Genomic DNA, 13648 nt, shown 5'->3' with positions numbered 1-13648 from the left:
ATGCGTTTTCTAACTAATTTTAATTGACTAAATAGTACAAGGACTATTCGTTCACAGATACCATTGTTGGGCGTAAAACACGATCCTTTAAGATATACCCTTTTTGGAGCTCGCGTAAGACAACACCCGTCTCTTTTTCACTATCTTGTTCTTGCATAACAGCTTGGTGAATAGTTGGATCAAATTGCTCACCTTCAGCTTTAATGACTTGTAGACCTTCTTTTTCTGTCGCTTCAATTAAAGAGCGGTACACCATTTCAATCCCTTTAATGATGGATGCAGTTTCTTCAGAAGTTGTCTCTACTTGTAGAGCACGCTCAAAATTATCAAGAACTGGCAATAAGTCAGATAGTAGGTTTTGCGCACGGTACTTCTCAGCAGCCTCACTGTCTAACTGATGACGACGACGCATATTATCGAAGTCAGCACGTAGACGTAGGTGACGATTTTCCTCGTCATCTAGCTTTGCTTGTAGCTCAGCCAGCTTCGCCTCATACTGTTCTTCAATAGATAATTCTACTGCTTCTTGAACTTCTGATTGTGTTACTTCCTCTGCTGTCGTTTCAGCTTGTACATTTTCTTGTACTAAATCTTTGTTTTCCGTTGTTTCCGTCACTTGAATCCTCCTCATTATCATTCACTACGATTTTTCATAAAGGCTTGTGTTAAATCCAAGCGCATTATGTCTAATAAAGCCACGACACGCTTATAATCCATACGTGTTGGGCCAATGATAGCAATGGCTCCTTGTTGGTCATCACCAATGGAATAGGTAGTGGTAATGACACTGCAATTTTCCATTTCTAATTGTTTATTTTCTGAGCCTATCCGAATATGAATACCTGATTCGTTCGGATGGAAAAGGGACTGCACTTGGCTAGTCGTCTCCATCAAGTCCAAAATCATGCGAACCTTATTTAAATCATGGAATTCTGGTTGGTTGAACATATTCGTTTTCCCACCATAGAAAATTTTACTTTCTGAATTATGCATTGTTGCTGTTACGAGCGCGCGAATAAAATCATCCGCTGATCTAATATGTTGCTGTAACACGGCTAGCACTTCAGCTTCAAGGCTTTTATGGAGATCTTCTAAGGATACACCAATCAGGCGATCATTTAAGATATTGACCATTTTCTCTAAATCAGAAGCGGTAAAATCTGGCGGTAAGTTGAACATGCGATTTTCAACATGCCCATTATTCGTTACGATAATTGCTACTGCTGTATCGCTAGAAAGAGGGACAATTGAAAATCGTTTGACACGATGCCTTTGAACATCAGGTCCTAAAAGTATGGAAGTATACGATGTCAGCTCCGATAGAATGTTGGCTGACTTTCGGATAATATGCTCTACTTCTACTAGTCGATCATTAAAAATTGATTGGATTTGTTGAATGTCCTTCGAATTAATGCCTTGAGGACTCAACAAATGATCTACATAAAATCTGTAACCCTTTTCTGAAGGCACTCGACCAGAGGAAGTATGTGTTTTCTCTAAAAAGCCTAATTCCTCTAAATCCGCCATTTCATTTCGAATAGTGGCTGGACTAAATGTAATCCCTTGTTTTTTGGAGATTTGGCGAGAACCTACCGGCTGTGCAGACACAATAAAGTCGTCTACAATGACTTGCAATATCTGTAACTGCCGATTTGTTAGCATGATTATCACCTCTGTTAGCACTCGACTAAGAGGAGTGCTAATACTATTATTAAGTTATCAAATCCCACATTTTATGTCAACGATATCGCTCAATCTTCTAGCAAAAATTGTTGAAAAACTTCATTGCCCACAAAACGTCCTTTTCTAGTTAGACGAACACCCACCTTATCTTGTTCTAAAAGATCTTTTGAAACTAAATCTTTTATAACAGTCTCATAATGAGCAGCCATTGGTGTTTTAAATTTTTCTTCATATATAGTGTGCATAACCCCCGCTGTTTTTCGCAGCCCTAAAAACATTTGTTCTTCTCTTTTTTCCGCTGGAGATACTTCATGTTCATGAACAATAGGTAGCTCATTTACAAAAACAGCATCCATATATTTTCTTAATGGACCATGATTGGAGTAACGTATGCCCTTTAAATAACCATGGGCACCCGCCCCAAACCCTGCATATTCATCATTATCCCAATAAATCTTGTTATGCTCTGAATGGAAGCCTGGTTTTGCAAAATTACTAATTTCGTATTGTTGAAGTCCATGTAAAGCCATTTGCTGCATCAACACATCATACATATCTGCTTCGAGATCTTCCGTTGGTAAATACAACTTGCCTTTTGTGTATTGATTATAAAAAATCGTTTTTGGCTCTACAATAAGAGAGTAGGCAGAGAAATGGGGTAAATCAAGGGCAAAAGCTTTGTCTAATGAGTCCTTCCATTGAGCCATCGTTTGCCCAGGTAAACCATACATTAAATCAATGCTAATGTTTTGAAAGCCAATTTTTCTAGCCAAAGCGATTGTTTCATAAACATGGTCATTACTATGAGTGCGTCCAATCTTCTGTAACAGCCCTTGGTCAAAAGATTGCACACCCATGCTTAGACGATTGACACCACCATCAAACAACACTCGCAATTTTGCCGCAGACAATTCATCCGGATTAGCCTCTGATGTAAATTCTGTCACACTCTCCATCGGAATATACGTATGAATATACGTTAGTAGTTTGTCCAATTGCTCCGGTGATAAAGCAGTTGGTGTCCCACCTCCAAGAAAAATCGTTTCGATATTACGAAAATTGTCCGGATATTTTTGTGTGGCAAGAGCCATCTCTTTACCAAGTGCTTCTATATATTCATCCACTGGTTGGTTTTTAAAGTAAAATTTATTGAAATCACAATAATTACAAATTTGATGACAGAAAGGAATATGAATGTAAACACCTCGTGCCATAGCAATCCCTTCTTTCTCGTTAAGTCTTTTCCATTTCTACATTATAACGAATCAATAGAAGGAACGCTATGAAACCATCTAGCGAGTTTTCCATACATATCTGCAAGGGTAGCTTCCTTGTCATTTAGTTCTAGAAAAAAACAAACTGCACTCCGATTGTTAGCCCGTTTCTAACAAATCGGAAGTGCAGTTTTTCATATATAACAAATGACTACAACTTTATTCTTTTTTTATTTTGATGCCGTCAGCAACTTTACTGCCATCCTTCTTGACAGGAATTAATGTATAATTTTTTTCTGTTAAATAAAGTGCATCTACGCGACTTCCCCACTTTGTCCCCTCTTTATTTAATGGATAGGGTGTAGCAAAGTTCCATGATTGTCCTGCCTTTGATTGGATTTTAAAATAAACTGCATCATTGACAATGCTTTGATCGGCATGAAAATAAATCGTTGTTGAGATGGGTGTGGAGACAACTTTATCAATCGTTATTTCCTGTTGATCGACATGATTGACTTTTTTATTAATCACAAAGATTTTTCGATCTTCTTGTAATTGTTCCTGAGAAGCCTCTACCTGAAATTCCCAAGGTTTATCAATCGGTGTTTCTACATTCCAATCTTTATAACGAATAGCTAATGCTAAATCTTCGTCTGACGGAAAATCATCCATTTTGATACTATTGTATATGGTATATACATTTTTAGACTGGACAATGGATTGACCTCCATTACGAACCATATAATCTTTCCCATTGACGAGTATTTGAGGGAAGAAAAATATTTGGTGTTTTGGTGTAAATGCTTTCACAGGCTCAAAGGTAGCATTCAGTAAAATTTGATTGTCATCAATAATCACTTCATTTAACGTTAAACGCCCTAAGCTATTACTTGCTGTCTTCCCCACCTCTGTTTTATAGGCTTCGAAATCCACATCTCGATTCCACCACAAATACAGCAATGATCCACTAACGACCATCAATAAAAAGATAACAACTATTCCTCGTTTTTTTCTGCGTCCTCGATTTTCCTTATCCAAATCCACTACTCGCAGTATATCATTGGACAACCGTACACCTCATTTTTATAAATATCGTTATAATTCATTGTAGTTTGTAACAAAGCATTATATAACCTTGTTTAAAAGCAAGACAGGACGAATCCATTATGTATAAAAGGAATTTTTACATTCCTTTATGCTGATGACGAACTTTGTTGGCCATTTGCATTAAATAGTCCACAAAGAGATCATCTCTTACTAACCACACCTGATAATTTCGCTTTAAAAACCACTCCGCTTCATGAAAGCTAGCAAAGTTTTGCGCTAATGGCGTGTTATTCTTTTCAATCCCCCAGTCAATATCGTCGCTTGAAAAAAGAATAAACACATCCTCTTGCTGATTTTTATAAAATGTTCCAAATGAAGAAGCCTTTAAATTATAACGATTCCTTTTGGCATCCTCTGGAATAGGTTCTATGTGGAAGGTTGCCAATACAAACTGTTTGTAGGCTTCCATCGTTAAAGAGCAGCCCGCAGCCTTTTGATGTCCGCCTCCACCATAAACAGCGGCAATAGCTGACACATCTATATGGTCATGAACCGTTCGAAAGGATATTCTTTTACTGCCCATATTGATCATCGCGATATAATCAAGATGCATGTTTTCCTTACCTAATTCATTACCAAGCTCAGAATGATAGGATTCCGCATAAACAACGCCAGCATAAAAGTCGCCCAAATTGGTTTGCACAAGTTCTCGTTTCTTCCGCCGAATATAACGCTCTATTTTTTCTTCTTCCATACTTAAAATTTTCTTTTCAAATTCATCAAAATCAAAGCGATCACTTATTTTTAAACGATCCAGCATTTTCTCTTCAAATTCTTCAATGGATACTAGAAAAAACAGTGCATTTAATCGTTGCGCTTGAAAATTGCCGTTCTTTTCCCATTCCCATGTATCATATTGTCTTACTAACTCTACGAATTCTGAAATGGCGGCTGTTTTTTCTAATAAACCATGGGTCACCAAGTACTGATACAATAAAGAAGTAGCGGACGTTAAATAGCCATGCTCATCTTCAATTAAAACCTTTCCCCATTCATACTGATTGAAATGCAGCGCTGTTTTATGATGGTCCAGCAATTGTACATTCCCAGTTGCCTGATAATAGTCCTGAATCCTTTTTTCATTTTCTTCGTTTGGAGAAAGATCTGTAATAAACAAAAATGTTTTCTGTTGATCATTCTCCAAAAAGAATTCTATTTCACGGTCAAGTGCCGTAATAGAATTGTAGCGTATCCTTACCTTATCGTTAAAAGCAAGCTTTGCTAAAATCCCACACCCTACTCCATCTAAATCATTATGTGATAATAATTTATACATCTCTTCACCTCCCATGTAGTATGGTTATTTTTTTGTGATTCAAACAGAAAGTGGTAGCTAAAAATTGCAGTACGGACAAAGCGTCATTGAAATTGGATTCAAGTTAACATACATTTAAAACATGATATCGATTTGGACAAAGAGAGGAGTCTGTTCATGAAACGGAAACTAATTACTATTGGCATAGTTCTTCTACTAATGTGTGCTTTCGCATTTTCAGCTTATAAACTAATGAACGCTCGTAACTATCAATTGTTTGGCAATATTACTTCTCATGTTGACACACAGGAAAAGGTGGCTGCCCTGACATTCGATGATGGACCAACTGACAAGACAGACGCTATTTTAGCGTTACTAGAAGACTACCAAGTAAAAGCAACGTTTTTTCTAATTGGACAGGATATTGAGAAGCATCCAGAAGAAGCAAAGAAAATTGCAGTAGCAGGCCATCAAATTGGCAACCATACGTATTCGCATAAGCGTATGGTATTGAAAAGCCCTTCCTTTATTAAAAATGAAATAGAAAAAACAGATGCACTCATTGCTAGCATTGGCTATCAACAAACACCTTTCGTCAGACCACCCTATGGTAAAAAACTAATCGGCTTTCCCCATTATTTACATAAACATCAACGTGAGACCATTACATGGAACTTAGAGCCCGATACGTTCTTTACAAAGGCAGAGGAAAAAATAAATTATGTGAAAGAAAATATTCAACCAGGTTCTATTATTTTAATGCACCCTATGTACGACCATACAGACAATGAATTACAGGCAATAGAAGGCATTCTTCAAACGCTTATTGATGAAGGCTATACATTTGTTACGATAGAAGAACTTTTACAATATCAAAAATAATCACCCCTGTTGCCAAGAATCTGCATCACCTTTCATGCAGATTTTTTTAGTTAGAAAGGATTAGATTCCCTCTCTTTTTCTATGACCTAAACATTATCTAATTTATAATTTCTAATCTTCCTCTCAATCTCCATATCCAATAGCATGTTCAGCTTATAAACCCCATGGCATAAAGGAAAACAACTTATTTAGAATTTATAAATTGAAGTTGGATTTTTCAGAAATGTTAATAAATATTTTTTCAGTAAAATATAATCACCATCTCTGCTAAAATATGCTATTATACCTTTAGTATAATGTCCTATTTTTATTATATTAAAAATAGAGGAAATATGAACTATAAAAGGATGATGATTATGCAAAATATCCAACAATTATTCCAGAGCGAAGATGGAAATATCCAACAAAGAGAGAATTTTTTATCCCTATTAGAGAAAATTGTTTCCTCATTAGATGAATTAAAAAATCCACATAAGACAACACTTGGTCCAATGAAAGAGCGTTCTGCTAATTTCTATCAAGAGCTGATGCAAGAACATCAAGTGCCAACTACAGGGGTTGGGCTCGATCAAGTTGTAAAAGAAATGACACAATTAATGCAAGGACATCCTTATCATACACGTAACTTTGTAACCAATGTTTTACCAATGGCAAGCATCCCAGGTGTATTAGGTCAATTTACAAATGCCCTACTAAATGGCAACAACTTATGGGATGTTTATGGTCCTGCTGCCGCTGAGTGTGAGGTCAAAGTAGTGGCTATGATGTCTAAATTAGTTGGCTATGATTATACGAAGAGCTTTGGTTATACAACATGGGGTGGACAAGGTGCCGTTTTCAGTGGACTTCGCCTTGCCATCGCCAAACAATTTCCACATGCCAAAGAAGATGGTGTTCCGAATAACTTATATTGCTTTGCTTCAGAAAACGCACATTATAGCCTTTTAAAATCTGTTGAGGCCGTGGGCATTGGCAGTAAACATTTAGTACGTGTAAAAGCTGGCAAAGACCACTCAATGGATGTGGAAGACCTACGTATTCGTATGACAGAAGTAATCGAAAATGGCGGTATCCCTGTCTATGTAGTGGCTACTACAGGAGCGACTGATCAATTTGGTATTGATGATATACAAGCTATTAAAGAGGTTACTACAACGCTTGAGAAGAAGTACAATTTACAGCCAGTACATATTCATGCTGATTCGGCTTTAGGTGGTTTTTATGCCTTCTTCAATGATTATGATTTCGAAAAAAACCCTCTACAATTTGAAGGCGATGTCGTACAAGGCTTACGACATATCCATGACCGCATGCAACATCTAGCTATGGCAGATAGCCTTTGCTTTGACTTCCAAAAGCTTGGACAAACACCTTATTTAACTAGCTTATTCTTAATTAAAGAAGGTAACAGTTTACAGCTATTAGATATTGAGGACTTCGATACACCTTATGTGGGCAATCGTGGTTATGGTTCATACCATACTGGTTATACATTAGAGTGCTCTCGTATGGGTAGCTCCATTGCTATTTTTGCTGCTCTCCAAGCATTCGGTAAGGAAGGTTATCAGCAACTATTAGCCAACTATGTACGTGTGAATTTAGCGTTCCGCACACAATTAGCTGAGAAAACACCAATGCTACAGGTCGTTAATGACACAAATATTGGTCCAGTTACAGCCTTTCGCTTGTATCCTGATGGCTTTAATTGGCAGGCTGAGCAAGCTGGTCATTATACACAGGATCAAATTGAACACATTAATGGTATCAATGCATCATTCTTTGAAATTATAGGTGAAGGTCGTGATGATGTATTCTTTGGTGATACAACACGAGTTTGTACGGTTAGCACGAGTGATACAACACAGCATGTTCCCGTTGCAGCGGCAAAATTCTTCTCTATTTCACCATACACAGAGACAGATCATATCCCAAACATGATTCATTTCTTACAGCAAAAGCTAACAGTATTGGAGGCGTCTCACATTGCGTATCGTCACTAAATTTAAAAGTTCTTTACTCTATAAATATATAGCCAGTTTCACCATTCCAATAGCCATTATTTCATTGCTATTTAGTGTTGTATTATTCGCGGTTTCTTACCGTATTATCGACAATTTTGTCATTAAACAATTCGAAACTACTTTAGAGATCACATCGAATACGATTTTTGAAGATCTTGAGAAAAATGATGTAAAAGCGGCGGATAACGGTAGCTCTGACAATTATAAAAAACTATTAGATCAATTAAACGCTACGGTTAAAAAGTTTGATATAGAAAACGCCTATGTGCTTTCAAAAGCCAATGGTAAGGAGCATATCGTGGCATTAAGTAATACTGACAATCATCAGCAAGACTATGAATTTAGTGATGAAATGCGAAAAGCCGTCGACACGCAAACCATTCAAACAAGTGATATATACAAAGATGAATATGGTATCCATAAATCTATTTTCATCCCATTTAAAGATACTGATATTATTTTTGGTTTAGATATGGATGCTTCCTTCATTTCTAAGCTACAAACAGAAACACTTTGGATTTGTATTATTCTAACCGTTGTTTTTGTGATTTTTGGTATTATCGTTGCTTACTTTATTAGTGTAGGTATTACGAAACCAATTAAAAAAATGACCCGCTATGTCGGTCAGGTTGCACAGGGAGATTTAGCCGTCGAGCCTCTCCAAATAAAAGGTTCCAATGAAATTGCCCAGCTATCATCAGGCATTGAAAATATGACGGAAGATTTACGTACATTAATTCAGCAAATAGCTCAAAATGCTGAACAAGTGGCGGCCATGTCAGAGGAATTAACTGCAAGCTCCGAGCAAACAAGTGCTTCCATACAGCAAATTACATCTTCTATGCAAGAGGTTGCAGTGGGCTCAGAAAAACAAACCTCTTCGATTGAAGAAGTGGAAAGCCATATTACAACCATCTCTAGCAAAATGACAGAGGTTGTCACAAGCGTAACTGGTGTGACAGAAAAGGCATTCCAGGCATCTGCGATCTCAGAAAAAGGCAATACAACGATTCAAGATGCTACAGAAAAAATGGCCGTAACATCCCAAGCCATTCAAGAATCAGCAACTGTCGTTGAACGTTTAAGCACATACACGAATGAAATCGGGGATATTGTAGCATTGATTACCCAAATTACGGATCAAACCAACTTACTTGCGTTAAATGCTTCCATTGAAGCAGCGCGTGCAGGTGAGCATGGCAAAGGCTTTGCAGTAGTAGCTGAGGAAGTACGTAAGCTGGCCGATCAATCTTTAGATGCTACAAACAGTATTCGAACACGTATCGAAACCATTAAGGAAGAATCGGCTCAAGCCGTAAAATCGATGGCTATTAGCAGCAGTAATCTTGCGGAAAGCTCCACAACATTTAATGCATCAGGAGAAGCATTTGCTGACATCTATAGCCACGTCACATCACTTACGCAGGAAATGGACCATGTCAATAACATAATGTCCAATATCAATGAAGGCGTGAGCAGCATCGCGATCTCTGTTGAACAAGTGGGCGTAGTAGCTGTGCAAGCCTCAGGCAATATTCAAAACGTTGCTGCTGCTTCTGAGGAGCAATCTGCAAGTATCGAGGAAATCACAGCTTCTTCGAATAACTTAGCAGAAATGGCTCAACAGCTTCGCAATATCACTCAAAAATTTAAGTTATAAAATTAAGAATCCGCTATGCTCCTTTTCGGCATAGCGGATTTTTCTCTGCATAAAAAATCTCCTACCAAAATGGTAGAAGATTAGGCAATAATATTTTTCACAACTTTTGAGATAACTGCACCTTCCGCTTGGCCTGTAAGCAATGGCTTCGCAATTTTCATGGCTTCTCCCATGTTCATTCCTTTACCAACACCTGCCGCTACTAATTTCTCAGCAATCGCTTCTTCGGATAATTGCTTCGGTAAGAAAGATTTCAAAAGTGTCAATTTGGCTTCCTCTTTTTCAATCAAATCTGCTCGTCCAGCCGTCTGTGCGCCTTCTAACGCTTGATTCGTTTGTTTGACCTCTCGATGAATAATGGCTATCTCTTCTTCAGCGGTTAATGCTGCTCCCTTTTCTTTTTCAGCAGAATCTAAAGCTGATTTCAAAAGAGATAATACACCCTTTGCTAAAGTATCTTTCTCTCTCATTGCCGTTTTTAATTGTTCAAATACTTCTGTTTTTAACAATGATCTCACTCCTTCAAGCCATCTATATTAGAAAACATTATACCATAAAATACCTCAGAACATGACAGTCAGTGCCTCAGTCAAGCAAATAAGCATCTGCTAATTTTACTTGATAATGCAACATCCCTTTTAACTCACCTCGATAAGAAAAGACCCCTTGCTGAATTAATTGACGCAGGCGATATTCAATCCATTCCGCTTCTCTATACTGTTCCATATGCCCTAGCACTTCCCCAATGAGTCTAGCCGCCATTAGATATGGAGCTTCTTCTTGGTCTTCATGTAATCGTTTAGCACAGGCAATGATCCAGTCATCATCTACATTTTCATTGTGATGACTCCAAAGTTCATTGTATTCCCAGGTATGTATACAGTAGTCATCCATTAACATCTTTAATCCTTCTTTAGATAAAGCCTGCTGTACTGATTTTTTTAATGGGCGTCCCTGGTATTGCTCATAAATATGAAGTACATTCTCTACACTGACCTCTCCAGAGGATCTTGGATAATTGTCCTCTGCTAACTGGGGGAATATATGCAACTCATGGAATAACTGAAAAGTATCTAATACATAGATATCATTTGGTTTCTTTTCTAGCATCGCTAAGACAAGTCGAAGCCCTATTTGTTCATGGGCATTTTGACAAGTCCATATGATTATATCTTGATGTGGCGGAATAGATTTTATTTTCTCTACGGCTTCCTTCACCTCGCGCTCAAAAATGGCCAATCCATCGTCTTCTATAAAATAGCGCTCTTGTAGCCATTGAAAACGAGCTTCAATCCCTTCACATAGATGTAAATCTTTCAAAGGACCAACAGAAAAATTACCAGGCATAACGATGATTTCTTCCGTTTTCACGTAGTTACTATTGCGAAATGCAGCCTTCAAACTCCCTCCAGGTGAATGACCAAACACAATATGAACCGTTTCGATCGTTGAAACATCCTGCTCCTCATTTTGCTGCAATAAAAACTGTACCATATCGTCCTTCGACTGTTCATTCATTAAAGTCAAAAAGAGCATAGACTTCGCATCAGCCTCACTCATTCGCTTTATCGCCTTTTTTAATTTGTTGACATGTTCCATTATCTAAACTCCTTTGCACAATGGCCTGTATCTTAAATTCCCTTTCCATAAAAACAGTTACTTCCATCATACCGCAATTTCCGATTACCTTAAATTACTAATTTAGTTTTTTATGAAGATGAAAGATAAAGAATTGCTCTATTTATGTAAAGGTTCTATTCTTTTAAGCGAGGGAGACTTCTTTAGGTAGATTATTTACTTGTTGGAGCGAGGTCATCCTCTTTATGAGCGGATTAACGACTTTCTCATTGTTGGAGCGCATTCCCCCTCAATAGAAAGAAAAAAACTACTACCATCAATAAGAGCTTACAATAAGTTCTTTAACACTGAAGGTAGTAGGGTTCTTAATCAAAATTCGTTAAAAAAATCTTTCCTTTATTAGTAGCTTCAACGGCAGCTATTGCCTGGTGTATGTTCACTAGTGGGAAATGGTCCTGTACCTGCATCATTTTTAACGAATCCGTATGTACCATATTGACGAGCTGTTGCATAGTTTGCTGCCATTTTTCGATTGGTGTTTGGCGTTGCCAGTGGCGCAAATGAAACATCATCGCTTGTACCTTTGCTTCCCTTACAATATTTGTCCAATTTACCTGTATTCCCGATAAAAGACCGATGGCTAAAAATTTCCCACCAGGCTTCACACAGTATGCAAGTTGATTGCCCGCCTCCCCACCAATCGAATCAATCGCTGCATCAGCACCTCTGCCATTTGTTAAAGCCATTATCGTTTCATGAAGTGGCATCTTAGAAGTATCTATGACAAAGCGGGCCCCAAGCCGCTGTAATTCGTCTGTATGCTGATGACTTCGTGTGACAGCAATAAGCTGAAAACCTAGTAATTCGGCAAATTGAGCATAGATATGTCCAATAGCAGAGCCACATGCATTCACTACTAGTACATCATTTGATTGTAATTTGAGAACTTCTGTACAGGTGACGAAGGCTGTTATCGGATTAATATACATTTGTGCTGCAGTAAAATGATCCATCGTAGAAGGAATAGCTACAGCAAAGTCCGCCTGAGTCTTCACCATTTCCTGCCACGTGCCCTCTCCTCGTAGTGGCAAGACTCGCTGACCAATGAGCTTTGAAGAGATAAGTGGCCCAACATCTTCAACGATTCCAACGCCCTCATAACCCGGAACAGTTGGTAAAGTGATTCGGTGGGCATATTTTCCCCAAATCGGTATTAAATCCGAAGGGTTGATGGGTCTTGCTAGCATACGCACAAGAATTTCTTGACCTTGTGGAGGTGTAATCGTTTTATTTTCAATCCTTAACACCTCATGTGGATTTCCAAATTCATATAGTTTAAGGCATTTTGCTTTCAACGATTCTTGCTCCTTTTTCTGATTAATTCTAGCTCTGTATAATCGTTCTGATACTCGCTCCACTTAGGTATGCCCATCTTATCTTTTTTGACTGATGGTCAATTGACCTTTTTCATCTACAAATAATTGTAACATATCGTTTATTTCGATACAGATTGGACTGATTACTGCTTTCTTATCAGAGAAATACCAAAGTCGTTCACTTGGTCCTAATAGAATATTGGCTCCATCTTCGTAGTTACCTAAAAAATGAAGAGCATCTGGTTGGATTTTCTGATCATTAATAGGTTTAATAGCATATTCATTTAATTTTCTAGCGGCTGCTAGAATGTCGTCGGTCGTTACATTGATTTCACCAATCTGTAGCACTTGCTCCATAGAAAAATAGGCTGTATCCTGTTCTGGATTTACTTCCTGCCTCGCAATAAATTCTAGTATATTGCCTTCAGGATCGTAAAAATAACAAGAGTAAGCTTTTAAAAAATCAAAATACACTTCATCCTGCCCCTCTGAAGTAAGCAAGCCAACACGTTCTTTGGCCCAAATTTTTGCCTGATAAAATAAATTTCTTGGAATATTTAATGCAATATGATATTGCTTTTGAATCGTAGTGGGCACTTTTTCAAAAGTCATCTTACTTTCACCAACTGCTATTGTAAAATAGTCACCTGTACTTTCTAATAAGGCAAAGCCTAGCTGGTCGCTATAAAATTTCTGCATCTTTTGTAAATCGTGAACAAATAGTTGAACCTTCGTAATTTTCATCTTCAAGCACCCCTTTGCTACTCCCCACTATACAAGCAAATATATGATATGGCGTCATGCAAAAGAATGAAGTTCCCTTCGGTCCATTTTAAGTAATTCGTTATCCCTATTATTTACAAAAATCATGT

General features: G+C 37.8%; 12 protein-coding genes. 3 read left to right on the top strand and 9 right to left on the bottom strand.

The genetic code is table 11. The features are described 5' to 3' along the window. Nucleotides 1–43: 43 nt before the first annotated feature. The 5 genes from grpE to MHI34_RS15030 form a co-directional block, all read right to left on the bottom strand. Nucleotides 44–616 carry a nucleotide exchange factor GrpE gene (grpE, locus tag MHI34_RS15050; RefSeq protein ID WP_342503591.1) on the bottom strand — a complete coding sequence of 191 codons (573 nt, stop codon included), beginning with the start codon at nucleotides 614–616 and terminating at the stop codon, nucleotides 44–46. Between the two features lie 17 nt (nucleotides 617–633). Beyond that, a complete protein-coding gene (gene hrcA, locus MHI34_RS15045) occupies nucleotides 634–1662 on the bottom strand; it encodes a heat-inducible transcriptional repressor HrcA (protein WP_058844752.1) in 1029 nt (342 codons plus the stop codon). Between the two features lie 89 nt (nucleotides 1663–1751). Beyond that, nucleotides 1752–2897: a radical SAM family heme chaperone HemW gene (hemW, locus tag MHI34_RS15040; RefSeq protein ID WP_058844751.1), complete on the bottom strand. Its 1146-nt coding sequence runs from the start codon at nucleotides 2895–2897 to the stop codon at nucleotides 1752–1754. A gap of 219 nt (nucleotides 2898–3116) precedes the next feature. Then, nucleotides 3117–3965: a DUF4179 domain-containing protein gene (locus tag MHI34_RS15035; protein ID WP_271910448.1), complete on the bottom strand. Its 849-nt coding sequence runs from the start codon at nucleotides 3963–3965 to the stop codon at nucleotides 3117–3119. 115 nt (nucleotides 3966–4080) lie between these two features. Continuing rightward, nucleotides 4081–5280 (bottom strand): oligoribonuclease, encoded by a 1200-nt coding sequence (locus MHI34_RS15030; protein WP_342503590.1) that lies wholly within the window; start codon nucleotides 5278–5280, stop codon nucleotides 4081–4083. Nucleotides 5281–5436: 156 nt separating this feature from the next. Between MHI34_RS15030 and MHI34_RS15025 the strand changes: the two genes are divergently transcribed. From MHI34_RS15025 to MHI34_RS15015, 3 genes are all read left to right on the top strand, one after another. Continuing rightward, a complete protein-coding gene (locus MHI34_RS15025; protein ID WP_036121717.1) occupies nucleotides 5437–6141 on the top strand; it encodes a polysaccharide deacetylase family protein in 705 nt (234 codons plus the stop codon). A gap of 356 nt (nucleotides 6142–6497) precedes the next feature. Continuing rightward, on the top strand, nucleotides 6498–8141 hold the full coding sequence (locus tag MHI34_RS15020) for a pyridoxal-dependent decarboxylase (protein WP_058844227.1): 1644 nt from the start codon (nucleotides 6498–6500) through the stop codon (nucleotides 8139–8141). Beyond that, nucleotides 8125–9822: a methyl-accepting chemotaxis protein gene (locus MHI34_RS15015; protein ID WP_036121723.1), complete on the top strand. Its 1698-nt coding sequence runs from the start codon at nucleotides 8125–8127 to the stop codon at nucleotides 9820–9822. Before MHI34_RS15020 ends, MHI34_RS15015 begins: the two co-directional genes overlap by 17 nt. Before the next feature lie 80 nt (nucleotides 9823–9902). Here MHI34_RS15015 and MHI34_RS15010 read toward each other — a convergent pair whose 3' ends face one another. The 4 genes from MHI34_RS15010 to MHI34_RS14995 form a co-directional block, all read right to left on the bottom strand. Beyond that, nucleotides 9903–10331, bottom strand: coding sequence for a GatB/YqeY domain-containing protein (locus MHI34_RS15010; RefSeq protein ID WP_058844226.1), 429 nt, complete (start codon nucleotides 10329–10331; stop codon nucleotides 9903–9905). A 76-nt stretch (nucleotides 10332–10407) separates the two neighbouring features. After that, nucleotides 10408–11421 carry a DUF1835 domain-containing protein gene (locus MHI34_RS15005; RefSeq protein WP_089933505.1) on the bottom strand — a complete coding sequence of 338 codons (1014 nt, stop codon included), beginning with the start codon at nucleotides 11419–11421 and terminating at the stop codon, nucleotides 10408–10410. Between the two features lie 344 nt (nucleotides 11422–11765). Then, nucleotides 11766–12755, bottom strand: coding sequence for a zinc-dependent alcohol dehydrogenase family protein (locus tag MHI34_RS15000; protein WP_089933503.1), 990 nt, complete (start codon nucleotides 12753–12755; stop codon nucleotides 11766–11768). Nucleotides 12756–12833: 78 nt separating this feature from the next. Next, nucleotides 12834–13520, bottom strand: a complete 687-nt coding sequence (locus MHI34_RS14995; protein ID WP_036121737.1) for a VOC family protein — start codon at nucleotides 13518–13520, stop codon at nucleotides 12834–12836. Between the last annotated feature and the right edge of the window lie 128 nt (nucleotides 13521–13648).

The organism is Lysinibacillus sp. FSL L8-0126, from assembly GCF_038630385.1.
Classification (GTDB): Bacteria; Bacillota; Bacilli; order Bacillales_A; family Planococcaceae; genus Lysinibacillus; species Lysinibacillus fusiformis_D.
Note: the sequence above shows the minus strand (reverse complement) of the source record. Positions and strands in the feature narration are given on the sequence as shown.

Bases quoted from the DNA above. Each gene is read 5' to 3' on its own strand.
- MHI34_RS15025 (WP_036121717.1), top strand. From the start codon at position 5,437: ATGAAACGGAAACTAATTACTATTGGCATAGTTCTTCTACTAATGTGT.
- MHI34_RS14995 (WP_036121737.1), bottom strand. From the start codon at position 13,520: ATGAAAATTACGAAGGTTCAACTATTTGTTCACGATTTACAAAAGATG.
- MHI34_RS15020 (WP_058844227.1), top strand. From the start codon at position 6,498: ATGCAAAATATCCAACAATTATTCCAGAGCGAAGATGGAAATATCCAA.
- hrcA (WP_058844752.1), bottom strand. From the start codon at position 1,662: ATGCTAACAAATCGGCAGTTACAGATATTGCAAGTCATTGTAGACGAC.
- MHI34_RS15005 (WP_089933505.1), bottom strand. From the start codon at position 11,421: ATGGAACATGTCAACAAATTAAAAAAGGCGATAAAGCGAATGAGTGAG.
- MHI34_RS15030 (WP_342503590.1), bottom strand. From the start codon at position 5,280: ATGTATAAATTATTATCACATAATGATTTAGATGGAGTAGGGTGTGGG.
- hemW (WP_058844751.1), bottom strand. From the start codon at position 2,897: ATGGCACGAGGTGTTTACATTCATATTCCTTTCTGTCATCAAATTTGT.